Below are 25,592 nucleotides of genomic sequence, written 5' to 3'. Positions count from 1 at the left end.
GATAAATTTATCTGAACTTTTGCTAAAAAAACTACTAACCAACCTTTACTATGAATTGTATCGGTTACTCAAATATAGTTAAACGTAATCGTTTACAAAACTGAAAGTCAATTTCTAATCTAATTTTAATTTTAGAAATCTTCTACAACGTAACTTTTCCAATCTTTCCTTTATTTCCCACCAAAATCACATATTTTTTATCTGGCGAAACTGTACACGTATTGTAACTATCTTTTGTAATAGTTGTCCAATTATGTCCACCATCTGCTGAATAATCAACTCCAGAATAGCCACAAACCAAGACTTTATCTTTTGAAATAATTGTTACGCCAGATTTATATCCTGTTGGATATTTCCATGAATTTTGAAAATCAATTTTACCATTTGTCAACTTAAATTTATAGAAATTATAGCTCGAATCTTCTGGTTTTGTAAAATCTCCACCAACCAAATATCCTACATTATTTGTCGCGTCATAAGCCATTCCATTAATTCCAGAAGTAGAACTTTTCGTTTTCTCCAACGCATACATTTGTCCACCTTTTGGCGTATAATAGTATAAATTCGACAACTCTCCTCCTGTAACAATCAAGGTTTGCTTCCCATCTACATACAAATTACTTCCACTTGATGCAAAAAAAGCTTCTTTCGGATTTTTCAATCGCAAAGGCTGACCGTGAAGCGATTTAACAACTTCCCATTTAGTCGGATCAGTAATCGAAGACGTTAATACAAATGGTTTATCTGGCGACATTGGATCGCCTAAAACAGTAATTTTCTTCGAAGTTTTATCCACATAAATTGCATCTAAAAAAATACCTTTTTCATTATTTTCATACACTTTATTCCACGATTTCCCGCCATCTTTCGTCTGCAAAATATAAGCAGGAGAATCAATTCCTAAAGCCAAATAATTATCTTTTCCTAAAACCTCTACATCTCTAAAATCTCTATTTTCTACAACTTTCGGATTAATCCAATTAAATGTTTTTCCTCCATCTGTCGTTCTACCAATTGTATTTTTTGAACCAGAAACGATAAACGTTTTTGCATCCTGAAACGCCAAACCTCGGTAACTAACAGACGAATTTTCCTCATTAATCACTTGATAGGTTTGCGCAAAAGACAAACTCGATAACAATAGGACGAAATATTTCATTTTTTTTATAAATTTTAGATTCTACATTTTATATAAAACTATTTTATCTCGGCGAATCAACCAAATATTTTTTAAGTTTGTGTTTTACATCAAATAAAATGAAACGATATACATTCTCAACATTACTATTAAGCCTTACCTTAACGTGTTTTAATCCAATCAATCATACGGTTTATGGACAAAATACGTCAAAAAATAGTTCGAAAAGCTTACAGATTAATGAAAAAACATTAAACGATATTTTGGAGAAAAATAAAGCTTTTTACAAAGAAGGAAAAGTTGCCGATTATATTCCAGAATTAGGAAAAATGCAAGCCGATAAAATTGCTTTTTCTGTGGTTAATGAGAATGGTAAAGTGATAAATGTTGGAGATGTCAACCAAAAATTTACGATTCAAAGTATTTCTAAAATCATTGCGTTGATGATTGCTGTTACGGAAAAAGGTGAGAAAAATGTATTTTCTAAAATGGGTTATTTCGGAACAGATAAACCATTTAATCATTACGCAAATCTTGAAACGACAGGAAAACCTCTTAATCCGATGATGAATGCTGGTGCTATTTTAACCACATCAATTATTGATGGTGAAGGTGAAATTCCTTTCAAAAAAATTCTTGAAATGGTTCGTTACATCACTAAAAATAATTCGATAGATTATAGTAAATCGGTTTATAATTCTGAAAAAGAAACTGGGCATAAAAATCGTGGAATGTTTTATTTGATGAAAAATAATGGCTTGATTGAAGGTCATGAAGAAAAGTTGAACAACTATTTTAAACAATGTTCTATCGAAGTAACTGCCGAAGATTTAGCTAAAATTGGGTATTTCTTCGCGCATCAATGCACGCGTTTTGATGGTGACACAACGTATAGAAATCCAGAAATCTCACAATTAATTCAATCGCAAATGTTGACTGCCGGAATGTATGAATTTAGCGGCGAATATTCGCGCACCGTTGGTTTACCAAGTAAATCTGGCGTTGGCGGCGGAATTACCGTTTCCGTTCCAAACAAAATGGGAATCGGCGTTTTCAGTCCTGCACTTGACGAACACGGAAATTCTGCCGCTGGATATCACATGATTTTAGATTTGGTAAAACAGTATAATTTAAGTTTATTTCAATAATTTTTTATGTTCGATTTTAGATTAAAAGTTTTTGATACGGTTGCTAAACGATTGAATTTCACGAAAGCAGCAAACGAATTAAACATAACACAACCAGCTGTCACAAAACACATTAAAGAAATCGAATTAAATCTTAACATTAAGTTATTCGAGCGAAATGGAACGAAAATAAAATTGACCAAAGCTGGCGAAATTCTATTAAAATATACAGAAGAAATTTTTCCTGTGTATCAAAAAATGGAATTTGAAATTGGTCAATTACAAGAAAAACAAAAAGGAACTTTGCGTTTGGGTGCAAGTACGACGATTGCGCAATATGTATTACCTCCTATTTTGGCAGAATTTCGAAAACGATTTCCTGAAATTCAGTTAAGTTTAGTGATTCAAAATTCTGAAAAAATTGAAGATTTATTAGCGAATCATAAAATTGATGTTGGATTAATTGAAGCTCAAATCAAAAATAGAACCTTTCATTATTTTCCTTTTATGAAAGATGAAATTGTATTGGTTTCTCGTCAAAATCATTCTATTTCTACCAAAAACAATATCAAATTAGATGATTTAAAGCATATTCCATTAGTTTTTCGCGAACCTGGTTCTGGAACTTTAGAAACTATTGATTTGGCTCTAAAATCGAAAAATATAAAGCTAAATGAACTCAATATAGAAATTCAATTGGGAAGTACTGAAAGTATAAAATCTTATATACTACATTCTGACGCATTGGCTTTTTTATCGATTCAATCTATTTTACAAGAACTTAAAAATCAAACTTTAAATATTATTGATGTTAAAAACCTTGTAATAGAGCGTAATTTCAATTTTATCATTCCAGAAGGTGAACAATCTAAATTGGTGAATTTATTTATTGATTTCTGTAATCGTTATAACTTAAAGTAATAATAGATTACTTTTTATCATTTCTTTTTGAATAATAAGTACAAGAAATTTGTACCATAAAATTATTCAAATCATGAAAATTATACATTCAGAAAAAGGCTTATTTCAACAATTCACTACACAAAAAGTTATCTTTTTAATATGTGCATTTCTATGTTTAATGCCTTTTATAAGCTCTCCTATCGCATTAGTTTTAGGATTTGCTGTTGCTCAAATATTTGGAAATCCATACGAAGTACAATCACGAAAAGTATCAAGCACTTTATTGAAAGTTGCTGTGGTAGGTTTAGGATTTGGAATGAATATCTTTTCGGCTATACAAGCTGGAAAAGAAGGAATTGTATTCACTGTTGTGAGTATTTCTACGTTGATGATTTTAGGATTTTTATTTACCAAAATCTTCAAAATTGAAAAAGCTACAGGATACTTAATATCAGCGGGAACAGCAATTTGCGGTGGAAGTGCAATCGCAGCAATCGCGCCAATTACCAAAGCAAAACCCAATCAAATTTCAGTTGCATTAGCCGTAGTTTTCACATTAAATTCAATCGCATTATTGATTTTTCCTCCACTTGGACATTTATTCAACTTATCTCAACACGAATTCGGTTTATGGTGCGCCATCGCAATTCACGATACAAGTTCAGTCGTTGGAGCAGCAAGTAAATATGGTGAAGAAGCTTTACAAGTCGCTACAACAGTGAAATTAGCGCGCGCACTTTGGATAATTCCGTTATCTTTTTTAACCTTATTGTTTTTCAAAAACACCTCATCAAAAATTAATATTCCGTGGTTTATTGGGTTATTTTTAATCGCTATTTGTGTGAATACCTATGTTCCTTTTGTTCATCAATTTAGCCCAATTATTATCGATTTATCAAAAGCTGCACTAACGCTTACATTATTCTTAATCGGAACAAGTTTATCATTCAAAATGATGAAAAACATTGGCTACAAACCGCTATTAATGGCTATTATTTTGTGGATAATTATTGGAGTTGGAAGTTTAATTATGATTATGAATTTAGCTTAAAATCATTCAGATTTCTATATTTGTTGCTATCTTTAGAACAAGAAAATTTACAATGAATCATAGATTATTAAAAAATATTGCACTCGGAATTGGATTTTCAATTTCGAGTTTTGTTTCTGCGCAAACCTATACTTTAAAATTCAAAACCAATTACGGAAAATTTGATGTGATGTTATACGATTTCACACCAAAACATCGCGATTTGATTTTGAGTGAAATTAACAAAGGAACTTATACAAATGCGCAATTTAACAGAGTTGTGAAAGATTTCGTGATTCAAGGAGGTGAATTGGATGATCCTATTTTGACGCGTGAAGCCGAACATCCAGAGCAAAAACCGATTCGTTTAGCACCAGAATTTAATCCGAAAGCTTTTCATAAAATGGGTGCTTTAGGTGCTGGTCGAGATGGAAATAAAGAGAAAGCATCGTATTACAATCAAATTTATTTTGTTATAGGAAAGAAAATTACATCAAAAGAATTAGATGATTTGGAAGCTAAAAAAGGAATCAAATTTACAGCAGAACAACGCGCTGAATATTTGAAAAATGGTGGACAACCTCGCTTAGATCATGATTTTACAGTTTTTGGAGAAATTACAAAAGGTTTGAATAAAGTCATGAAAATTAGTAATGTTGAAACAAAGAACGAATTACCATTAGAACCTGTTATTTTTTCAATCAAAGTAAAAAAGAAAAAAACGCCTACAAAGTATAACAAAACCAGTGTTTCACTAGGCGGAACAGCGATTGGTTTTTAATTATTATTTTTGCACATCAATAACACATTATGCAACCATCAATTTTATTAACGACTTTAAACGCAAAATATATTCACCTCAATTTGGCGATTCGTATTTTGTACGATTTGAATCATCATCGTGGAAATATTTTTTGGAAAGAATTCACGATTAAATCTGACTTTGATGAAGTTGCAGAAAAATGTGCTAAATACGATATTATCTGTTTTAGTTGCTACATTTGGAATATTACTCAGACGTTAGAAGTTTGTAAACGTATCAAACAAATTTCTCCTGAAACTAAAATTTTGTTAGGTGGACCAGAAGTTAGTTACGAATATGACGATGTGATTGCAAATAATTATATCGACTATATTATTGTAGGTGAAGGGGAAATTCCGTTCGAAAAATTTGCTGCGAATTATCCATCAATAGAAAATGTACCGAATTTAGTTTACAAAAAAGAGAATGAAGTTGTTTTCAATGCGCAAAATATTCAGTTTAATATTAATCGATTAGAAGGTCGAAATCCTTATCAATACGATAATCCAGCGGATTTAGAGAAAAAGGTTTGTTACATCGAAACTTCTCGTGGATGTCCCTATAAATGCGAGTTTTGTTTGGCAAGTTTAGACAATAAAATGCGCTATTTGCCTATGGAAACAATCAAAGAAAATTTGTTGTATTTGATGAAACATGGAAAAACAATCAAATTTTTAGATCGAACATTTAACATAAAACGTGATTTTACGATAGAATTGTTTCAATTTATTTTGGATCATTATCGTGAAGGAAATGTTTTTCAGTTCGAGATTACAGCCGATATTGTTCATCCAGATATTATCAAGTTCATCAACGAAAAAGTTCCAAAAAATCTTTTCCGTTTCGAAATCGGAATTCAAACCGTTAATCAACAAAGTAACCGAGAAGTTTCGCGCAAGCAAAATTTTGAAAAAACATCAAATGTTATCAATCAATTGAAAGACCGAATTGAAATGCATTTGGATTTGATTGTTGGTTTGCCTTTAGAGTATATTGATGATTTGAAGTTTAGTTTCGAAGAAACTTTCAAGCTTTATCCACCCGAATTACAATTAGGTTTTTTGAAATTTTTGAAAGGTACACCAGTTCGTCAAAAATACGAGAATTACGGCTATCATTTTGATCAATTACCTCCGTATCAAATTATAAAAAGTGATTTTTTAAGTGAAAAAGATTTAGAAAATATTACAGCTTTAGAAAATGCATTGGAGATTTATTGGAACAAACCAAGAACGCCAGAAACATTGAAATATATTTCGCAAAACTATTCGATTTTTGACTTTTTAATGGGATTAGGACAATATTTTGAGCAACATCATTTGTTCCACAAACATACGTTGAATAATGTTTTTCAGACGATATTTGATTTTGCAAAAACATTTACAAACGATAAAATTGTGTTAGAATTAATTGCGATTGATTATTATAGTTTCCATAAATCGAAGCCAAAAGATTTGTTTGAAATGGAACAAAAAATAGAAGAAGATTTGAGTGAACTTGCCTCGCATCCGAAAAGTAAATTCGTTTCGATTCCGATTTCATTTGATTATCAAATTTGGAAAGACGAAGATCGAATCGAAAAAACAACAGAAAATTGGTTAATCGAATTTGTAGGAACTTCGCATAATATTATTCATTGTGAAGTTATAGAGAAATAAAAGCATAAAAAAACCTCTCAAATATTTGAGAGGTTTTTTTTCTTAAGATTAGAATTGCTTATTGCCATCCACCTCCAACAGCACGATACAATTCGACCATTGATGATAAAGATGATAATTTTGCATCAACAACATTCAATTCAGCATTTAACCCATTGTCTCTTGCTGTAATTACTTCTAAATAGTTTGCCATACCGTAGTTTAACAATTCTTCAGAATAGGTAATTGCTTGATTGTATAATTGATATTCTTTTTGTTTATATTCAGCTTTCTTCGTTGCTGCATCGTATGTGTATAACGCATCAGAAACCTCTTTACTTGCATTTAAGATTTTGCTTTTGTAATTAATCAAAGCATTTTCTTGATTTGCTAAAGCGACTTCTTTTTGCGTACGCAATTTACGTTGTTGTAATAAAGGTTGAGTTAAGCTACCGATAACCGTCGCAAATAAAGATTGCGCACTAAACAATTTATCGATATCAATTCCTTGTACACCACCTGTTGCAGTAATAGAAAGAGAAGGATAAAAACTTGCATTCGCAACGTTAACATTCTCAAAAGCGTTCATCAATCCAAACTCAGCAGCTTTAATATCAGGACGATTTTCTAATAATTGAGCTGGAACACCAACAGATAATTTTTCGTCAATTTTTTGAGAAGCTAAGTTTGTACGATTAATTGATTGAGGATTTGTTCCTAACAAAATACTCATCACATTTTCGTTCATCTTAATTCCATTTTCAACGTCAACCAATAATGATTTCACATTGAACAATTGCGCTTCTGTTTGGTTAACTGCAACTTCTGTTACATTCCCAGCTTCTTTCAAAGCTTTCGTTGTTTCTAAACTTTGCTCGCGGTTGATTAAAGTTTTATCTAAAATTCTTTTTTGCTCATCTAAAGCCAATAAGTTGTAATACGCATTTGCAATAGAAGCAACAATTTGTGTTTTAACCGCTTTGTGCGCTTCTACAGTTTGCAAATAAGTTGCAGCTGATGCACGTTGATTACTTCTAATTTTACCCCAAATATCTGCTTCCCAACTTAAGTTCCCTGAAACTTCGTATTGACTTTGTGCACGTTTTGACATCAATGCACCAAACTGAGTGTTACGAGAGTTTTCTGTAAACGTATATTTTGGACCTACAGATAAAGTTGGTAAATAACCTGCTTTACCTTGTTTAGCATACGCCTCAGCGACTGCTATATTTTGCAGTGCTGAACGTATATCTAAATTATTTTGTAAACCTTGATTAATCAAAGCTTGTAATTGAGTGTCTGTAAAAATTTGTTTCCAAGAAACAGTTGCAACACTAGCACTGTCTTTTGCAATAACATCTGTTCTGAAATTTGCTTCATTTACAACAGCTTCAGGTCGATGATAATCTTTTGCTACGAAACAAGATTGAACAGCAAACAATCCAGCTGCGATTAAAGTAATATTAAATATTCTGTACTTTTTCATTTTTAGATTGAATTATTATGTTCAATTTCTTCTTGTGGACGATCAAATTTAATTGGTTTAACTTTTTCTTGTAATGTTTGGAAAACAATAAACAATACTGGAATAACAAATAAACCTAAAATTGTACCTACTAATAAACCAAATGCTGCTCCTGTTGCTACAGAACGGTTACCAGCAGATGATACACCTGTTGCAAATACTAATGGCATTAATCCTAAAATGAAGGCAAAAGATGTCATCAAAATTGGACGTAAACGAGCTTTCGCTCCGTCTATAGCTGCCTGAACAATTGACATTCCGTGTACACGTCTTTGTAATGCAAACTCTACAATCAAAATGGCATTTTTGGCGAGTAAACCAACTAACATGATTAAGGCAATTTGGAAATAAATATTATTTTCTAATCCAGCTAACCATTGAGATAAATATGCACCCATCATACCACAAGGAACAGATAATAATACTGCGAATGGTAAAACATAAGATTCATATTGTGCAGATAAAATAAAGTACACGAATACGATACATAAAGCAAAAATCATTGCTGTTTGAGAACCTGAATTAATCTCCTCACGAGTAAGACCTGTAAAGTCAGTACTATAAGAAGTAGATAATGTTTGTTCAGAAACTTGATTAATTGCTGTAATTGCATCACCTGTAGAAAATCCTGGTTTTACAGCTCCTGTAATATTAGCTGATGTAAATAAGTTGAAACGGTTAACAGAGTTAGGACCATATACACGTTTTAAAGTCACAAATTGTGAAACTGGTGTCATTGAACCTGCATCCGTTTTCACGAACATTTTATTTAAACTTGTTTCATTGATACGATCATCTGGTGAAGCTTGAATGTATACACGGTATTGTTTACCAAAACGTGTAAAGTCAGCTGCATATAATCCTCCAATATATCCTTGTAAAGTTGAGAAAATAGAACTTACTGAAACACCAGATTGTTTTGCTCTTTCAATATTAACATCGATTTCGTATTGAGGGAAACCTGTATTTAAAGAAGTTTGAGCATACATAATTTCTGGACGTTGCATTAATGCACCAATATATTCCTTTGCAACTTTATCAAAATCAGCAATATCTCCACCTGTTTTATCTAATAATTTCAATTCGAAACCAGAAGACATACCAAAACCTGGAATTGATGGTGGTTGGAAGAAAATCATTTGAGCATCAGGAATTTGAGCTGCAGCACCAAATAATTGTCCAATGATTGATTGTACTGATAAAGCATCTGTTGTACGTTCTTCGAATGGTTTCAATTTAATGAACATCATACCATAATTAGAACCAGCTCCAGAAATAATAGAGTTACCTGAGATAATTGTTGCTTTATCTAATCCAGGAATTTTTTCAATTTTTTTCTGGAATTCTTTTTCAACTTCATACACACGGTCCATAGAAGCACCCGCTGGTAATTCGATATTACCAATAATAAATCCGTTATCTTCAGTTGGCACGAAACCTGTTGGCATCATTTTTCCAATACCCCAAATTCCTACTCCACTAAGAATAATTAATAAGAATGAAATCCATTTGTGTTTAATTAAAAATTTGAATGAATTACCATATTTATGTGTCATACGATCAAATGAAGCATTGAAAGCATCAAAGAATCGTTGAATAAAGTTACGTTTTTGCTCTCCTTCTTGATGTGGTTTTAAGAATAAAGCACACAATGCTGGAGATAATGTCAAGGCATTTAATGCCGAAATTAAAATGGCAACAATTAAAGTAATACCAAATTGTTTGTAGAATACTCCAGTAGGTCCTGAGATAAATGTTACTGGTACGAACACCGCACACATTACTAATGTAATTGAGATAATCGCTCCAGAAATTTCATCCATCGCATTTTTCGTTGCATCCATAGGAGCTTCGTGATGAGACTCCATTCGAGCATGCACGGCTTCCACAACAACAATGGCATCATCCACCACAATACCAATGGCGAGTACTAAGGCAAATAACGTTAATAAGTTTAACGAGAATCCTGCCAAATTAAGGAAAAAGAATGTACCAATAATAGACACTGGTACCGCAATCAATGGTACTAATGTAGAACGGAAATCTTGTAAGAAAATATATACAACAATAAATACTAAGATAAACGCCTCTATCATTGTGTGAACAACTTTAGAAATAGACGCATCTAAGAATGTATTTGTATCCATTAAGATAGTGTAAGAAACTCCTTCTGGTAATAATTTAGAAGCCTTTTCTAACTCAGCTCTTAAGTTTACAATAATTTCTTGTGCATTAGATCCTGGCGTTTGATAAACAGCAAATACAGCAGAAGGATCTCCATCCATTGCAGAACGTCCTGCATAAGATTGAGCACCAAATTCTACATTCGCTACATCTTTTAATCTAAGAACCTGTCCGTTTGGTAAAGATTTAATAACAATATTACGATATTGATCTTCTGTCTTGTATCGTCCAGAATATGTGATTGTATATTGGAATGATTGTCCAGAGTTTTCCCCTAACGAACCAGCAGCAGCTTCAAGAGATTCTTGAGATAAAGCTGCAGAAACTTCAGAAGGAACTAAACCATAACTAGCCATACGAGAAGGATCTAACCAAATACGCATAGAATAAGTCATCGCACCAAACACAGTTGCATCCCCTACACCGTTTACACGTTTTAAGGCTGGAATAATGTTGATGTTCAAATAATTCTGAAGATAAATCTCATCATATTTAGGATTTGTTGAACTAAACGAAGCAAACATCAATGCTGATGTTTGTTGTTTTTGTGTCACAACCCCAGAACGAGTTACCTCCGAAGGTAATAATGGTGTAGCACGTGCCACACGGTTTTGTACGTTTACCTGTGCGATATCTCCATCTACACCTGGTTTAAATACAACATCGATAGAAGCAGAACCGTTATTAGAGGCAGTAGAAGAAATATAATCCATTCCTTCAACCCCGTTCACCTGTTCCTCTATCGGAATAATTACAGACTCCATTACTGTCTTTGCATTCGCTCCGGGATATGAAGCTGAAATTTTTACAGTAGAGGGTGCAATATCTGGATATTGGGTTACCGGAAGCGATATAAGCCCCAGTATCCCCAATATCAATATAAGGATAGAAATTACCGTAGATAGTACGGGTCTTTCAATAAACTTTTTTAACATATCTATTTACAATTTAGAATACCGTTTTTGTAGATTCTACTATTTGATCAAAGTTTGCTGGAGTTGGTTTAACAGCTGTTTTATCACGTAATTTACCTACACCTTGTGCAACAACTTTATCACCTTTCTTCACTCCGTCTTTTACAACTGCCATATTGTTCGCTCTTTCTACAACAGTAATTGGAGTTGCATAAGCTGTATCTTTTGTTACTTTGTAAACATAAGTCATACCTTGCTGTTCAAATGTTGCAGCTTCTGGTACAACCAATACATCAACATAAGTTTTTGGAACACGAATACGTCCTGAGTTACCATTTGCCAAAAGCTTAGCCTCGTTGTTAAACGTAACACGGAAATCGATTGTTCCTGTTGTTGGGTTAATTTGACCAGTTACAGTTTGTATTTTACCTTTCTCAGGATAAACATCTCCATTAGCTAGTACTAATTCTACTGCTGGAATTTTGTTTAATTTATCTTTTAAAGTAACTCCTTCTGATTTAGAAATAAAGTTTAAATATTCTTTCTCATTCATAGAGAAATAAGCATATACTCTACTTGTATTTGAAACTGTAGTAATTGGAGTTTGATCCGTAGGACCAACTAATGTCCCTTGACGAGAATTAATAGAACCAACCACTCCACTAATAGGTGCTCTAACAACAGAATAATCTACATTTGCTTGAGCTCCTTTGTAATTTGATTGAGCTTGAGTAACACCAGCCTGCGCTTGAGACTTAGCAGCTACAGCTTGATTGTAACTCGCTTGTGCTTTTGCTAGATTAGCTTTTGCAGTTTCTAATTGTACATTACTAATAATGTTTTTTTGTACCAAAGGAGTTAATTTGTTTACCTCTACTTGAGCTGCTTGCACTGCCGCTTGCGCTGCACTTACATTAGCCTGAGCCGCTTTTACATTAGCTTGCGCTGCACCAACACCAGATTTTAAAGCATCCGCATTTTGAGTTAAAACATTTGTTTCTAATTTGAACAAAGGTTGACCAGCTTGTACATATTGACCTTCATCAACATAAACTTCTGTAATGTATCCTTGGATTTTTGCACGAACATCATTATTTACGATACCTTGAATATTTGCAGGGTATTCATCATAACTCGTCACCACTTTCGTAGGCACATCAACTACCGGATAAGGTGTTGGACCTTGTGCTTGTTGAGCAGCAGCATTGTCTTTCTTTCCACAAGAACTCAAAGCTATTGCCAAAGCACCAACCATTATAACGTTAACGTTTTTCATATTACTTTTACTTATTTTCTAGTTGAATTTTATTTATTTTTTGTATTGTTTCGTCTAATATCACTTTTGTTTGATTAAGATGTTCCAAATAGATATCAACTACTCTATTTTCAACATTTTTAGAAAGCGTATTATTCGCTAGTTTATGTTCTTTTATTCGATTTGTATAACCTATATCTTGAGAAATCATTTCAAATAAAAAATCTAATTTCTCTGTCAAATAATTAAAATTTAATCTAAAATATCTTTTTCTAGAGTTAATTTTATTTATGTACTCGATGTGTTTCATCGATAGTAAGTAGTTAATAGAGTTTGATAAGGAACTTTTACTAACATTAAAAATCTCAAGAAGTTCTTCAAATGTAAACCCCTCCTCATCCGATTCTAAAATCATGTATGCTTGCAATTTAGCCGTCAATGGAGGAAAACTATAAGTTCTCTCCAGAAAAGCGCTAAAGCTGCAAAAAAGATCCGAATTACATGCTTGATTTTTTATATTCATAATGTGTATAATCTACAAAACCATGCAAATATAAAATAGTTAGTTCGGTTTACACAGAACTAACTATACTTTTTTCGATATTTAACAATTAATTAAATTAATAATTTGTTAATTCATACCTAAAATCCTAACAAAAAATAGACCAAACAAATTAAAAATAAAGCTATTATAGCATAATTAATTATTATTTTACACAATATTATATAAACAACCTTTTGTTTTAAAGAGCTATTGAGGTTTAAAATTTATAGGAGTTTTTGTTAAAAAATTATTAATTTCATCAACATCGTTCTGGTAATCAAATTTTAAATCTTCATGAAATTTTTCAAAAATAGAAAAAATCAATTTCAATCTCCCAAGTTGATAGTTGTATAATTTTTCTGCATTATCTCCTGTTGTATAAGTTTCAAAAAAATAAGGATAACGACTAAAAGATTCTTGAATGATATATTTTCTCAATTCAAATTCTGACACTTTATCTTTCGTAATTTGAACATGATAATTCACAATTCCACTCAATGTTTTTAGCGTCAACAACAATTGACGATGACTTCTATTTATATTAATCTGATTAATTAAGTGATGAGACTTTTTAAACTGTAAATCAATCTTTTCATAAATATTTCTTACACGTTCCTTCAAATCACTTTCATCTTCTAATAATTGAAAATGTAAATGCTCTATCAAGGTTTCATCTTTATTGATAAGACGTAAAAGAAGTTTATCCTTTTCTTTTGAAGGAAGATCTAAAATAGAATTTTTCAACTCGGGAACATCTTTCAATTTCATACTTATTTTGTTTGTTGTTAGCTTGTTTAAAATTACAAAAATATTCGAGAAAATTCATTTTACACAAAACGATTAAATCATATAAATAATGTATATTCGAAAAAATAAATCATAACCTAAATGCCAAAATCACTCAAAATCTACATCATTTCCTCTGTTCTTCTCATTCTATTTTTGTTGAGTTTAAGCTTTATTGGTTTGAATTTAAAAGGAGAATATACCTATCAAATTCTAGCTTGGACTTGGATTATTTTCACCTTTTACATCATTATTAAATTTTGGAAAATTATCTATATCAAAATTTATGGATTTTTGCTTTTTGCTTTAGTTGGATTAAGCATTTTACCAATGGCAATTCCGTTTATTGCAATCCTTAGTTTTTTATTTAATTTGGATACAATTCAAACCATTAAAATGAACGACGAATACAAAATAGTGGTTATGAAAAAAGTTATGGCAAAGAAACGTACTTATATCTACAATTCTGAATCTAAATTTCTTATTTTAGAAAAATCACAAAATATTGCGAGACCAGATTATAGTGACATTGTTTCTGAAACATTAAATATTAATTTTGATGATCCAAAGTTATATGAATACGAAAACGAACCTATTCAACAAGCTAAATTGGTTTCTGTAAACAAGGATAGTATTGGCATTGAATATCAAATTCTCAACAAAAAGAAAATTATTTATCATAATCTTAACGAAACTTATGGATATTAAACGTATTTCATGATTTATAATCCGTACTTTTGCACTCCGAAAAAAGGATTATAATTATGAAAAGCGTTGTAGAACACAGAAAATTACTTGGAGTTGATAAAAATATCACTCTAAAAGAGTTGAAAACAATTTACAGAAATACGATGAAAGATGCGCATCCTGATAAATTTATTAACGACGAAGCAGGTAAAATAGAAGCTGAAGAAAAAAGTAAAGTTGTGATCGAGGCATACCACTTTTTAGTAAGTATTAATCCTGAAACGCACGAAAAAAACAAAGAAGAATATACGATTACAACTGCAAAATCCAACATTCATGATTTTTATATGGATGAACAAATTTTGAAAGTAGAACATTTAGATGGAAATCATTACGAGTATTTTGGTGTTCCTAAAAACACGTACATCAAAATGGTAAATTCTGACTCTCCAAGCCGTTTTGCTAGAAGACATATCTATGGAAAATTTACACATAGAAAAGCTGGTGAAGCAATGAAAGATTAATTATCTGAACAATATAAAACCAAAAACCACTTCAATTGAAGTGGTTTTTTTGTGCTTTATATATTCTATTGATTAGTTTCCTAAAATATAGTTGAAAATCAATGGAGCTACGATAGTTGCATCAGATTCGATCATGTATTTTGGTGTATCGATATCTAATTTACCCCAAGTAATTTTCTCGTTTGGAACAGCTCCTGAATAAGATCCGTAAGACGTTGTAGAGTCAGAAATTTGACAGAAATAAGCCCAGAAAGGAACATCTGTCCACTCTAAATCTTGGTACATCATTGGAACAACACAAATAGGAAAATCTCCAGAGATACCACCTGCAATTTGGAAGAAACCTACACCTTTACCGTCAGAATTCGCACGATACCATTCTGTTAAGTAAATCATGTATTCAATTCCAGATTTTACCGTAGACGCTTTTAAATTTCCTTTGATTACGTTAGACGCAAAAATGTTTCCAGTTGTAGAATCTTCCCAACCTGGACAAACGATAGGTAAATTTTTCTCAGCTGCAGCAACAATCCAAGAATCTTTAGGATCAATTTCGTAGTATTGTTCTAGAACTCCAGAATTTACAACTTGGTATAAAAATTCGTGTGGTAAATAACGTTCACCTTTTTCTTCTGCTGCATGCCAAACATTTTCTAAATGCTCTTGTAAACGACGAAAAGCTTCCTCTTCTGGAATACAAGTATCTGTAACACGGTTAAAGTGTGTATCTAACAATTCACGCTCTTGCTCTGGTGTTAAATCACGGTAATTTGGAATTCTTTTATAGTGAGAATGCGCAACTAAATTCATTACGTCTTCTTCTAAATTTGCTCCTGTACAAGAAATGATGTGCACTTTATCTTGGCGAATCATTTCAGCTAATGAAATTCCTAATTCAGCAGTAGACATTGCTCCACCCAAAGAAATTAACATTTTACCACCTTCTAACAAGTGTTGCTCATATCCTTTTGCAGCGTCAACTAAAGCAGCTGCATTAAAGTGTCTATAGTTATGTTCTATAAACTGACTGATTGGTCCTTTACTCATTTTATTTGTTTTTTATTTATTTAAAATTCAATTATTTGTATCCCAAAGTATTCAACACATCTTGATGCGTTTGCTCTTCAGAATATACTTTTGCTTCATAATTTTCGTCAATCAAAATATATTTAGGTTGAGGAATCAAACAGTGATTAATTCCACCAAATCCACTAATATTATCTTGATATGCTCCTGTATTAAAGAAACCGATATACAACGGTTTTGCTTGATCATATTTCGGAAGATAAATAGCATTTACATGTTGTTCTGAATTGTAATAATCATCAGAATCACACGTTAAACCTCCTAATAACACACGCTCATACTTATCGTACCAACGGTTAATTGGCAACATGACAAATCGTTTCGAAATTGCCCAAGCATCTGGCAAAGTTGTCATAAAAGAAGAATCGATCATATCCCAATATTCCTTATCATTTTGTTTCTTTTGATAAAGAATTTTGTAGACTACTCCTCCACTTTCTCCTACTGTAAACGAACCAAATTCTGTAAAAATGTTTGGAACAGGAATTCCTTCTTCATCACAAATCATTTTAATTTGCAACAAGATTTCTTTCGCCATGTATTCGTAATCGTATTCGAAATTCAACGAATTTTTGATCGGGAATCCACCACCAATATTCAAACTATCTAATTCTGGACAAACTTTTTTAAGGTTAACATAAACTCTCAAACATTTTGTCAACTCATTCCAATAATATGAATTATCTTTAATTCCAGTGTTAATAAAGAAATGAAGCATTTTCAATTTAATGCGTTCATTCGGTTTTACCATTGTTTGATAAAACGGTACAATATCCTTGTATCCAATTCCTAAACGAGAAGTATAAAACTCAAATTTTGGTTCTTCTTCCGATGCAATACGAATTCCGATTTCAAAATCACCTTCTATTGCTTCCGAAAACAAATCAACTTCTTCGTAATTATCAATCACTGTGATTGTTTTACGATGTCCGCTGTTTACCAAACGAGCAATGTTTTCTACATATTCTTCACGTTTGAAACCGTTACAAACAACATATTGATCGTCTGTAATCAAACCTTCTCCAATCAAATTTTCGACAATATTAATGTCAAATGCAGAAGATGTCTCGATGTGAATATCGTTTTTTAATGCTTCGCCTAAAATGTGACGAAAGTGAGAACTTTTTGTACAATAACAATAATTGTAAGTTCCTTCATAGTTTAACTCTTCACGCGCTTTCTCAAACCAACCTTTCGCTTTTTGTATATTTTGCGAAATTTTAGGTAAATAAGTAAATTTCAATGGTGTTCCATGTTCTTCGACCAAAGCTTTTAGGTCAATTCCATTAAATTTTAAGTACTCTCCATCTAATTCAAATTCATCTTGTGGAAAGTCAAATGATTGCGTGATTAAATCTATGTATTTAGTTTTCATTATGCTTTATAAATGTTACGTGTGTTGAATAATTCTAAAAATTTTGCGAGAAAAAATTTAGGGTATTACAGACGTATCGCATAATATACATTGCGAAGCAATAAGGGGAAAGAATAATTCTTAAATTCGTTTCTATTCATTAAAACTACTGCGTTAAAGCTCTTTCTATTCTCAACGCTTTCGAATAAAAGGTTAAAACTCATCAACTTTTTTTATTAAAAAAATTATAAAAATACTTGTCGCAAATATAAGTTTTTTTCTGTGTCTAATTATTATAAAAAATCACTAAAGTTTTAATGAGAATTAAAATCTTGTATATTGTTTTTTGAATTAATACTTTTATGCAATCAACTAATTAAAAACAAAACTTTTGGACTCGGAAAATAAAATATTAATAAAAAATTCTAATTCAATTTTATTACAGCTTAAAAAAATATCTATAGAAATTATTGTAATTGTTTTTTCAGTATATGTTTCAATTTGGCTAACTAATAAGAATGAACATAATAAAGAGCAAAAAGACACAAAAGCATTTTTGACTGATTTAAAAATAGATTTAGAACAGGATATTAAAAATATTAATGAAGAAATAATTATTACTGAACGAACTTATACAAGTTTAACAACCCTATTAAATATCACTAAAGAACAAGCGAAGTATAGTCCTACAATTGAATTAAAAATAGCTTTATCTATAAGGAAGAATAATGAAGCCAATTATGAAGGATTTAAATCAAGTGGTAAAATAAGTAATATTGAAAATCGAAAATTAAGAAAGGATATTATATCATATTACCAAGAAAATTTAACCGTCACAACTGAATTAGAAAAAGAGTCCAATAAATATAAAATTGAAATCATAGAAACACTCGGCGGAAACAATTTCAAAACCAACACCTTAGAGAATTCAACTTTTAGAACTAAATTAGATTTATTCAAACAACTTACATATACTTTAAACGAGAATTACAAACTAGATATAGCTGAAGCAAAAAAAATAATTAAACAAATTGACTCATATAATAAATAATATTTTTCAAATTAACTAAATGATTCTTAATTTTTTTTTTTAAGATTTTTATATCAATTTGTAGTTATCTAAAATTTAATCAACAATTGTTCAAAAATTTATTTTTTCTTTAAGGTTTAGCAAGGTTAAATATTGTATTTTTGAAATCGTTTTGAACGTAAATTATGGGTAAAATTATTGCTATTGCTAACCAAAAAGGTGGTGTTGGTAAAACGACAACTTCGTTAAACCTTGCCGCTTCATTAGGTGTTTTAGAGAAAAAAGTTTTATTAATTGACGCAGATCCGCAAGCAAATGCAACATCTGGTTTGGGTTTTGATTTGGATGAAATCGAAGCAGGAACGTATGAAGTTTTGGAAAATGAAGTGCTTGCGAGCAAAGCTATTTTACAATCAGAATCGCCAAACCTAGACTTAATGCCTGCTCATTTAGATTTAGTTGCTGCCGAGATTGAGATTGTGGATTACGAGAACCGCGAATACATGTTAAAAAACGCGTTATCAGAAATCAAAGATCAATATGATTATATTATTATAGATTGCGCGCCCTCACTTGGTTTGATTACTTTGAACGCGCTTACTGCTGCTGATTCTGTGATTATTCCTATTCAGTGCGAATATTTCGCGTTAGAAGGTTTAGGAAAATTATTAAATACGATAAAAGGAATTCAACAACATCACAACAAGGAATTGGATATCGAAGGTTTATTGTTAACGATGTATGATTCTCGCTTACGTCTTTCTAATCAGGTTTTAGACGAAGTGAATAATCATTTTCCGCAAATGGTTTTCAAAACAATTATTACTCGAAATGTACGTTTGTCAGAAGCACCAAGTTTTGGCGAAACAATTATTCAGTACGACGCAGCAAGTAAAGGTGCAGAAAATTACTTAAATTTAGCGCGTGAATTTTTAATTAACAACAACGATACAGTTTAAATAAAATGGCAAAGCCAAATAAAAATAATCGCTTGGGACGTGGATTATCTGCTCTATTAAAGGATGAACCAACTGTAAAAACAGCACAAGATGAAGGTGCTAAAAAATTGGTTGGAAACATTTTGGAAATAGATTTAGAAAAAATCACCGCGAATCCTTGGCAACCACGAACTAATTTCGATAAAAAAGCTTTAGAGGAATTGGTTTCGTCTATTCAAACATTAGGCGTTATTCAACCGATTACGATTCGTAAAAAACCAACTGGTGAATATGAATTGATTTCTGGTGAAAGACGTTTTCGCGCTTCGCAATTAGCTGGTAAAAAAACAATTCCAGCTTATGTGCGTTTAGCAAATGACCAAGAAATGCTAGAAATGGCATTGGTTGAAAATATTCAGCGTCAAGATTTAGATGCTATTGAAATTGCACTTTCTTATCAACAATTGATTGATGAAATTAAGTTAACGCAAGAAGAATTAAGTAAACGTGTTGGGAAAGACAGAACGTCTATTACCAATTATTTGCGTTTATTGAAATTAGACCCAATCATCCAAACAGGAATTCGTGACGGAATGATTTCAATGGGACATGGCCGTGCTTTGATGGCTATTGATGACACTGATTTACAATTTGATATTTACGAAAAAATTGTAAAAAATAATTTATCTGTTCGTGATACAGAACGTTTAATCAAATCGATAAAAGAAGGAAAACCTGAGAAAAAAGCAACAAATGAATTGCCTGCTCAGTACAAGGAAGCGTTAAGTTCTATTTCAAATTCATTGAATACAAAAGTTGAAATAAAACGTGCAAATAATGGAAAAGGTAAAATCATTTTGAATTTTACTTCTGATGATGAGTTTGAACGATTAAGAAAATTCTTAAATGAAAATTAAAACATTCTTACTTGGATTAACAATTTCATCGACGTTTGCTTTTGGTCAAGTTAAAACTGACTCTTTAGTAGTTGTCGAAAATAATGTTATTGTAAACGATACGATGAGCGTAACTAAAGAAGTCTTGATGGAAAAAAGTCCAATTAGAGCCTCTTTGTATTCGGCTATTTTACCTGGTGCAGGACAATTGTACAACAAAAAATGGTTGAAAGCGCCAATCGCTTTAGGTTTAGTAGGAACAGGAACTGGTTTTACTATTTATTACAATAATTTGTACAAAAAATACCGAAAAGCATATATTGCGGTAAGAGAAGGAACGCCAAACGAATTCTCAGGAATTTTATCTGCAGAACAATTGGCAGTTATTCAAGACGATTACAAACGAAAACGCGATTATAGTGTCGCTTTAACAGCATTAGCTTATTTATTAAATATTGTTGATGCAACTGTTGATGCGCATTTATTTACAGTTCGTAATGACACTGAAATGTCATTCAAACCAACAGTCATTCAAGATGAAATGACATTAGAGCCAGTTTTAGGATTGGCATTTAACTTAAAATTTTAGAAATTACAGATGAAAATTGCATTAATAGGATACGGAAAAATGGGAAAAGCCATTGAAGAAATTTTAATTCAACGCGGACACGAAGTTGTACTTAAAATATCTCGTACTCCACTTGCGGAAGAATTAAATGATGTTGAAGTTGCAATAGAATTTTCGAGACCAGAATTTGCTTACGACAACCTTAAAGTATTACTTGAAAATAAAGTCGCAACAATTTGTGGAACAACAGGATGGCTAGACAAACAAGAAGAAATTAATCATTTAGCAATTTCAAATAACACCGCTTTTTTATATGCTTCTAACTTTAGTTTAGGCGTTAATTTATTCTTCGAATTAAATTCTATTTTAGCTCGAATGATGAATAAATATCGTAACGAATACCAAATTAATCTAGAAGAAATTCATCATACACAAAAGCTTGATGCACCTTCTGGAACAGCGATTACAATTGCCGAAGGAATTATTGACAATTCAACATATAATTCTTGGTCGATGGACGAAAAAGCAAAAGATATTATTCCAGTTGAAGCAAAAAGAATCGAGGACGTTCCTGGAACACATATCGTACAATATAACTCTGATGTAGACACTATTGAGATTTCTCATACTGCGCATTCTCGCAAAGGTTTTGCCCTAGGTGCCGTAATTGCAGCGGAATGGATTTGGAATAAACAAGGTGTTTTCACAATGAAAGATGTACTTGAACTGAACTAAATTAAAATACTAAATATCAAAAACTTATGCATGTACTAATTTACTGGTTAATTGGTTTTATTATTGCCAATATAATCTTTGGAGCTGCAACTTGGAAATTATATAAAAATGCTGGAAAGCAAGCAATTCAAGCTTATATTCCTTTTCTAAATATCTGGAAAGGTTTAGAAATTATTCATCGTCCAAAATGGTGGATTATTCTATTTTATTTGCCAATTGTTGGTCCTATTTTTTGGTTAGTATTCTTTGTTGATTTAGGAGATTCTTACGGAAAAATTGAAACAAAAGACAAAGTCATTATGGTTTTGACTTTAGGTTTATACATTTTTGCAGTTAATTATTCTGATAATCCAAAATATTTAGGACCAGAAAAACGCAAACCAACATTTGTTTCTTCCTTAATTTTTGCCCTTGTTTTGGCAACTTTGGTTCATAACTGGTTTATTCAACCAATGATTGTTCCTACAGGATCAATGGAAAATACAATCAAAATTGGTGATGCTTTATTTGTAGAAAAAGTAAGTCACGGAGCGCGTGTTCCTATGACGCCAATTGGAATTCCATTTTCTGAGTTTATTTACCGCGATGGTTTTATCGACAAAGCACGTTTACCTTATATGCGTCTTCCTGGTTGGAGAGATTTAAAATCGAACGATATTGTTGTCTTCAACTATCCTACAGATTCTGTTTATTCTGCTATCGATCGTAAAGATGCGTATGTAAAACGTTTGGTAGGTTTGCCAGGTGAAACGATTCAAGTTCGTAATGGAGTTTTATATGTAAATGATAAAAAATTCATTCCGAAAAAAGATGCACAAGTTCAACATGCATATACAGTTATTGTAAAAACTCCTTTCAGCGATAAATTATTATACGATAATTTCGGAATTATTAGTACAGATTATAACGCTGCAAAACAAGCTGACGGAACATTTATTTATCAATTTGCTGCTTTGACTGATGCTCATGTTACAGCAATGAAATCTAATGCAAATGTTGTTTCTGTTGAACCAATTTTACAACCAGTTGGTGAAAAAACAGAGCACATTGTAAATGGAAAAATTGATAGTACAAATACGATTTTCCCTGTAAACAAAACGTGGAATACAGATCAATACGGACCTTTATATATCCCGAAAAAAGGCGATGTAGTTGATGTAAACAAAGAAACCTTAGCACAATATATCAATGTAATTCGTAAATACGAGCACAATAGTTTGCGTGTAGATTCTGCGAATGGTAAGTTTGATGTATACATTAACGATCAAAAAACAAATAAATACGAAATCAAACAAAACTATTACTTCATGATGGGAGATAATAGAAATCAGTCGTTAGATGCGCGTTTCTTTGGATATGTTGGAGAAGATCATATCATTGGTCGTCCAATTATGATTTGGGCAAATATGAACGGAATGTTTGAGCCTGCTGCTCCTAAGAAATTTATTTGGAACCGTTTCTTTACATCAATCAATAATGATAATCCAGACAAAACTTCGTACGGAATTTATGTTTTAATTGCCTTAATTGGTTGGATTGGATACGATATTGTAAAGGCTCGTAAAGAGAAGAAGATAAACAAATATTAATAAAAAGAGCGATTAAAATCCTCTAAATTATAAAATTAACAACACTATAAATGTGCATTATAAGCTACTTGTAATGCACATTTCCATATAAAATAATAGAATGAAAAATACGTTTGCAGCTTTTTATTTTGGACCGATTGATTACTATGCAGAAATGGTAAAAAGCCAAACTTTGGATATCGAAGTTCAAGAAAATTTTCAAAAGCAAACTTACCGTAACCGCATGTATATTTTGGGCGCAAATGGTAAATTGATGTTGAATATTCCAATCTTACACAACGGAACTCGTTTGTTCAAAGATTTGCAACCTTCTTATGAATATGATTGGCAAAAAGAACACATCAAATCATTAAAATCAGCTTATCAAAGTTCTCCATATTTTGAATATTATGAAGATGAAGTAGTTCCTATTTTAGAACAAAAAGAGAAATTTCTTTTAGATTTTAATCTAAAAACAATTGATTTTATCAACAATAAATTAAGCTTAGATTTAGATATTTCTAAAACTGAAACCTATCAAGATTTAAATCCTGAAAATGATTTCAGAAATCAATTTTCTGCTAAAAAAGCACCTCAATATAACTTACCAGAATATGCGCAAGTTTTTGATGATAAATTTGAGTTTATAGAAGGTTTGAGTATCTTAGATTTACTTTTTAGCGAAGGACCAAGTGCCGCAGTATATTTAAAAAACTTAATAAAATAACAACATGAGAAAATTATTTATTGCTTTAGGATTTGCCTTTACATTAGGGTTTGCTCAAGCACAAACAACAGAAGTACCAAAAGAAAAATGGTATCATGCAGGAGTAGAACAAACAGGTGTTTATGGTGTAAATACTGATCAAGCTTTACAATTTTTAAAAGACAACAAAAGAAAAGCAAATACAATTATTGTAGGAGTTTTGGATAGTGGTGTTGAGAATTTTCACGAAGATTTGAAAGCAAATATGTGGACAAATCCAAAAGAAATTCCAGGAAACGGAATCGATGATGACAAAAATGGTTACATTGACGACGTACATGGTTGGTCTTTTTTAGGAACTGCAAAAGGAATCAATTACAATGATGATACAACTGAATTAACACGTGTTTATAAAGCTTTATCATCTAAATATGTAACTTTCGATCAAAAGAAAAATCACGAAGCTATTGTAAAAAATCCTACTGAATATGCCGAATTTCAAAAAATTGAAAAAGAATATTTAAGTGCTGTAGGAAAAGCAAAATATAACCAACAAGTTGCTCAATCTAAATTGAATGCAGTTGAGGGTGGCGTAAATAAAATGGTTCTTGAATTTGGTGATACTAAATTAACGAAAGATATTTTAAAGAATTATCAACCAACAGATTCTCAAATCTTAGAAGCTTTATGGATTTTTGGTGAGTTAAAAGAAGAGCAATGGGTTGGCAAAACGATGAAAGAAGTTTCGAATACTTATTTAGGAGCTACACGTCGCGCTGCGAAAGGAGATGCTTTATCTTCTCACTTAAATCTAGATTTAGTTGATCGCAAAGATGTTGACAATCCAAATGATAAGAAAGAACGTTTTTATGGAAACGGAGATTCTAACGGACCTGAGTCTTCTCACGGAACTCACGTTGCTGGAATTATCGGTGCTGTAAGAGGAAATAATATCGGTTCTGAAGGAACAACAGGAGGAAATAATGTAAAAATTATGTCTATTCGTACGGTTCCAAATGGCGATGAGCGCGATAAAGATGTTGCAAATGCAATTTATTATGCAGTTGACAATGGAGCAAAAATCTTGAACATGTCTTTCGGAAAACCTTATTCTCCTGATGCAGATTTAGTTTGGGATGCGTTCAAATATGCTTCTGATAAAGGTGTTTTAATTGTAAAAGCGGCAGGAAATAGCAACGAAGATATTGATGTTCACGTTCATTATCCAACTAATTTCAGAAATGGAAATACGGTTTCTAAATCTGTTCTTACGGTTGGTGCTTCTACAAAAGATGCAAATGCATTAAAAGCTCGTTTCTCAAACTATGGTAAAAAATCGGTAGATGTTTTTGGACCAGGACAAGAGATCTATGCAACATATCCAGGGGTTGATCAATATCGTTTCTTAAATGGAACTTCTATGGCTTCGCCTGCTGTTGCTGGTGTTGCAGCGTTAGTTTGGTCACATTATCCAAAATTAACGGCAGAAGATATTCGTACTATTTTAATGGAAACAGTAAATAAAAACGATCAATTAAAAGATATTTCTGTTGCTGGAGGTGTTGTAGATTCTTACAAAGCTGTAAAAAAAGCTGAAGAAATTTACAAACAACGTAAGTTGAAATAATTTTAAATTTAACACAACATTATAAAAA

At 31.7% G+C, this 25,592-nt stretch carries 23 protein-coding genes; 15 read left to right on the top strand and 8 right to left on the bottom strand.

Annotation, left to right across the window (positions count from 1 at the left end; translation table 11 throughout):
• Positions 1-142 precede the first annotated feature (142 nt).
• Positions 143-1,159, bottom strand: coding sequence for a YCF48-related protein (locus tag B4A23_RS02625; RefSeq protein ID WP_291116535.1), 1,017 nt, complete (start codon positions 1,157-1,159; stop codon positions 143-145).
• Positions 1,160-1,257: 98 nt separating this feature from the next.
• Here B4A23_RS02625 and glsA point away from each other — a divergent pair, with 98 nt between their 5' ends.
• The 5 genes from glsA (at position 1,258) to B4A23_RS02600 (ending at position 6,658) form a co-directional block, all read left to right on the top strand.
• Positions 1,258-2,286, top strand: coding sequence for a glutaminase A (gene glsA / locus B4A23_RS02620; RefSeq protein ID WP_291116532.1), 1,029 nt, complete (start codon positions 1,258-1,260; stop codon positions 2,284-2,286).
• Positions 2,287-2,292: 6 nt separating this feature from the next.
• Positions 2,293-3,186 carry a LysR family transcriptional regulator gene (locus B4A23_RS02615; protein ID WP_291116529.1) on the top strand — a complete coding sequence of 298 codons (894 nt, stop codon included), beginning with the start codon at positions 2,293-2,295 and terminating at the stop codon, positions 3,184-3,186.
• Positions 3,187-3,259: 73 nt separating this feature from the next.
• Positions 3,260-4,219, top strand: coding sequence for a YeiH family protein (locus tag B4A23_RS02610; protein WP_291116526.1), 960 nt, complete (start codon positions 3,260-3,262; stop codon positions 4,217-4,219).
• Between the two features lie 52 nt (positions 4,220-4,271).
• Complete coding sequence (locus B4A23_RS02605) at positions 4,272-4,979, top strand: peptidylprolyl isomerase (protein ID WP_291116523.1); 708 nt, start codon at positions 4,272-4,274, stop codon at positions 4,977-4,979.
• A gap of 29 nt (positions 4,980-5,008) precedes the next feature.
• Positions 5,009-6,658, top strand: a complete 1,650-nt coding sequence (locus B4A23_RS02600; protein WP_291116520.1) for a B12-binding domain-containing radical SAM protein — start codon at positions 5,009-5,011, stop codon at positions 6,656-6,658.
• A 58-nt stretch (positions 6,659-6,716) separates the two neighbouring features.
• On the opposite strand, the gene B4A23_RS02595 is transcribed toward B4A23_RS02600, so the two are convergent.
• The 5 genes from B4A23_RS02595 to B4A23_RS02575 all read right to left on the bottom strand — a co-directional run bounded on the left by B4A23_RS02595 (position 6,717) and on the right by B4A23_RS02575 (position 13,827).
• Complete coding sequence (locus B4A23_RS02595) at positions 6,717-8,123, bottom strand: efflux transporter outer membrane subunit (RefSeq protein ID WP_219033973.1); 1,407 nt, start codon at positions 8,121-8,123, stop codon at positions 6,717-6,719.
• Between the two features lie 2 nt (positions 8,124-8,125).
• Positions 8,126-11,281, bottom strand: a complete 3,156-nt coding sequence (locus B4A23_RS02590; protein ID WP_291116517.1) for an efflux RND transporter permease subunit — start codon at positions 11,279-11,281, stop codon at positions 8,126-8,128.
• 13 nt (positions 11,282-11,294) lie between these two features.
• Positions 11,295-12,536, bottom strand: coding sequence for an efflux RND transporter periplasmic adaptor subunit (locus B4A23_RS02585; RefSeq protein ID WP_291116514.1), 1,242 nt, complete (start codon positions 12,534-12,536; stop codon positions 11,295-11,297).
• A 7-nt stretch (positions 12,537-12,543) separates the two neighbouring features.
• Complete coding sequence (locus B4A23_RS02580; protein WP_038330593.1) at positions 12,544-13,038, bottom strand: GbsR/MarR family transcriptional regulator; 495 nt, start codon at positions 13,036-13,038, stop codon at positions 12,544-12,546.
• A 228-nt stretch (positions 13,039-13,266) separates the two neighbouring features.
• A complete protein-coding gene (locus tag B4A23_RS02575) occupies positions 13,267-13,827 on the bottom strand; it encodes a hypothetical protein (RefSeq protein WP_291116511.1) in 561 nt (186 codons plus the stop codon).
• A gap of 120 nt (positions 13,828-13,947) precedes the next feature.
• Between B4A23_RS02575 and B4A23_RS02570 the strand changes: the two genes are divergently transcribed.
• Positions 13,948-14,553, top strand: a complete 606-nt coding sequence (locus tag B4A23_RS02570; protein ID WP_291116508.1) for a hypothetical protein — start codon at positions 13,948-13,950, stop codon at positions 14,551-14,553.
• A 56-nt stretch (positions 14,554-14,609) separates the two neighbouring features.
• A complete protein-coding gene (locus tag B4A23_RS02565) occupies positions 14,610-15,056 on the top strand; it encodes a KTSC domain-containing protein (protein WP_291116505.1) in 447 nt (148 codons plus the stop codon).
• A gap of 72 nt (positions 15,057-15,128) precedes the next feature.
• Here B4A23_RS02565 and B4A23_RS02560 read toward each other — a convergent pair whose 3' ends face one another.
• The gene (locus B4A23_RS02560) at positions 15,129-16,103 is read right to left on the bottom strand and encodes a deoxyhypusine synthase family protein (protein ID WP_180904449.1); all 975 of its coding nucleotides are present in this window, start codon (positions 16,101-16,103) and stop codon (positions 15,129-15,131) included.
• A gap of 31 nt (positions 16,104-16,134) precedes the next feature.
• Entirely contained in the window at positions 16,135-17,517 is a 1,383-nt protein-coding gene (locus tag B4A23_RS02555; RefSeq protein ID WP_180904450.1) for an arginine decarboxylase, read from the bottom strand.
• Between the two features lie 370 nt (positions 17,518-17,887).
• Between B4A23_RS02555 and B4A23_RS02550 the strand changes: the two genes are divergently transcribed.
• From B4A23_RS02550 to B4A23_RS02515, 8 genes are all read left to right on the top strand, one after another.
• Positions 17,888-18,547, top strand: a complete 660-nt coding sequence (locus B4A23_RS02550) for a hypothetical protein (RefSeq protein ID WP_291116502.1) — start codon at positions 17,888-17,890, stop codon at positions 18,545-18,547.
• Positions 18,548-18,711: 164 nt separating this feature from the next.
• Entirely contained in the window at positions 18,712-19,485 is a 774-nt protein-coding gene (locus B4A23_RS02545) for a ParA family protein (protein WP_038330582.1), read from the top strand.
• A gap of 5 nt (positions 19,486-19,490) precedes the next feature.
• On the top strand, positions 19,491-20,381 hold the full coding sequence (locus tag B4A23_RS02540) for a ParB/RepB/Spo0J family partition protein (protein ID WP_286485810.1): 891 nt from the start codon (positions 19,491-19,493) through the stop codon (positions 20,379-20,381).
• Complete coding sequence (locus B4A23_RS02535) at positions 20,371-20,949, top strand: DUF5683 domain-containing protein (protein ID WP_286475968.1); 579 nt, start codon at positions 20,371-20,373, stop codon at positions 20,947-20,949. The genes B4A23_RS02540 and B4A23_RS02535 overlap by 11 nt, the downstream gene beginning before the upstream one ends.
• A gap of 9 nt (positions 20,950-20,958) precedes the next feature.
• Positions 20,959-21,663: a 4-hydroxy-tetrahydrodipicolinate reductase gene (gene dapB / locus B4A23_RS02530; protein ID WP_286500368.1), complete on the top strand. Its 705-nt coding sequence runs from the start codon at positions 20,959-20,961 to the stop codon at positions 21,661-21,663.
• Between the two features lie 26 nt (positions 21,664-21,689).
• Positions 21,690-23,252: a signal peptidase I gene (lepB, locus tag B4A23_RS02525; protein ID WP_291116496.1), complete on the top strand. Its 1,563-nt coding sequence runs from the start codon at positions 21,690-21,692 to the stop codon at positions 23,250-23,252.
• 100 nt (positions 23,253-23,352) lie between these two features.
• Complete coding sequence (locus B4A23_RS02520) at positions 23,353-23,958, top strand: WbqC family protein (RefSeq protein ID WP_291116493.1); 606 nt, start codon at positions 23,353-23,355, stop codon at positions 23,956-23,958.
• A gap of 4 nt (positions 23,959-23,962) precedes the next feature.
• Positions 23,963-25,564, top strand: a complete 1,602-nt coding sequence (locus tag B4A23_RS02515) for a S8 family serine peptidase (protein ID WP_291116490.1) — start codon at positions 23,963-23,965, stop codon at positions 25,562-25,564.
• Positions 25,565-25,592: the final 28 nt, after the last annotated feature.

Source organism: Empedobacter sp. UBA7248, from assembly GCF_002472945.1.
GTDB classification, from domain to species: Bacteria; Bacteroidota; Bacteroidia; order Flavobacteriales; family Weeksellaceae; genus Empedobacter; species Empedobacter falsenii_C.
Note: the sequence above shows the minus strand (reverse complement) of the source record. Positions and strands in the feature narration are given on the sequence as shown.

Coding starts and splice junctions, on each gene's coding strand:
- B4A23_RS02625 (WP_291116535.1), bottom strand. CDS start 1,159: ATGAAATATTTCGTCCTATTGTTATCGAGTTTGTCTTTTGCGCAAACC.
- glsA (WP_291116532.1), top strand. CDS start 1,258: ATGAAACGATATACATTCTCAACATTACTATTAAGCCTTACCTTAACG.
- B4A23_RS02615 (WP_291116529.1), top strand. CDS start 2,293: ATGTTCGATTTTAGATTAAAAGTTTTTGATACGGTTGCTAAACGATTG.
- B4A23_RS02610 (WP_291116526.1), top strand. CDS start 3,260: ATGAAAATTATACATTCAGAAAAAGGCTTATTTCAACAATTCACTACA.
- B4A23_RS02605 (WP_291116523.1), top strand. CDS start 4,272: ATGAATCATAGATTATTAAAAAATATTGCACTCGGAATTGGATTTTCA.
- B4A23_RS02600 (WP_291116520.1), top strand. CDS start 5,009: ATGCAACCATCAATTTTATTAACGACTTTAAACGCAAAATATATTCAC.
- B4A23_RS02595 (WP_219033973.1), bottom strand. CDS start 8,123: ATGAAAAAGTACAGAATATTTAATATTACTTTAATCGCAGCTGGATTG.
- B4A23_RS02590 (WP_291116517.1), bottom strand. CDS start 11,281: ATGTTAAAAAAGTTTATTGAAAGACCCGTACTATCTACGGTAATTTCT.
- B4A23_RS02585 (WP_291116514.1), bottom strand. CDS start 12,536: ATGAAAAACGTTAACGTTATAATGGTTGGTGCTTTGGCAATAGCTTTG.
- B4A23_RS02580 (WP_038330593.1), bottom strand. CDS start 13,038: ATGAATATAAAAAATCAAGCATGTAATTCGGATCTTTTTTGCAGCTTT.
- B4A23_RS02575 (WP_291116511.1), bottom strand. CDS start 13,827: ATGAAATTGAAAGATGTTCCCGAGTTGAAAAATTCTATTTTAGATCTT.
- B4A23_RS02570 (WP_291116508.1), top strand. CDS start 13,948: ATGCCAAAATCACTCAAAATCTACATCATTTCCTCTGTTCTTCTCATT.
- B4A23_RS02565 (WP_291116505.1), top strand. CDS start 14,610: ATGAAAAGCGTTGTAGAACACAGAAAATTACTTGGAGTTGATAAAAAT.
- B4A23_RS02560 (WP_180904449.1), bottom strand. CDS start 16,103: ATGAGTAAAGGACCAATCAGTCAGTTTATAGAACATAACTATAGACAC.
- B4A23_RS02555 (WP_180904450.1), bottom strand. CDS start 17,517: ATGAAAACTAAATACATAGATTTAATCACGCAATCATTTGACTTTCCA.
- B4A23_RS02545 (WP_038330582.1), top strand. CDS start 18,712: ATGGGTAAAATTATTGCTATTGCTAACCAAAAAGGTGGTGTTGGTAAA.
- B4A23_RS02540 (WP_286485810.1), top strand. CDS start 19,491: ATGGCAAAGCCAAATAAAAATAATCGCTTGGGACGTGGATTATCTGCT.
- B4A23_RS02535 (WP_286475968.1), top strand. CDS start 20,371: ATGAAAATTAAAACATTCTTACTTGGATTAACAATTTCATCGACGTTT.
- dapB (WP_286500368.1), top strand. CDS start 20,959: ATGAAAATTGCATTAATAGGATACGGAAAAATGGGAAAAGCCATTGAA.
- lepB (WP_291116496.1), top strand. CDS start 21,690: ATGCATGTACTAATTTACTGGTTAATTGGTTTTATTATTGCCAATATA.
- B4A23_RS02520 (WP_291116493.1), top strand. CDS start 23,353: ATGAAAAATACGTTTGCAGCTTTTTATTTTGGACCGATTGATTACTAT.
- B4A23_RS02515 (WP_291116490.1), top strand. CDS start 23,963: ATGAGAAAATTATTTATTGCTTTAGGATTTGCCTTTACATTAGGGTTT.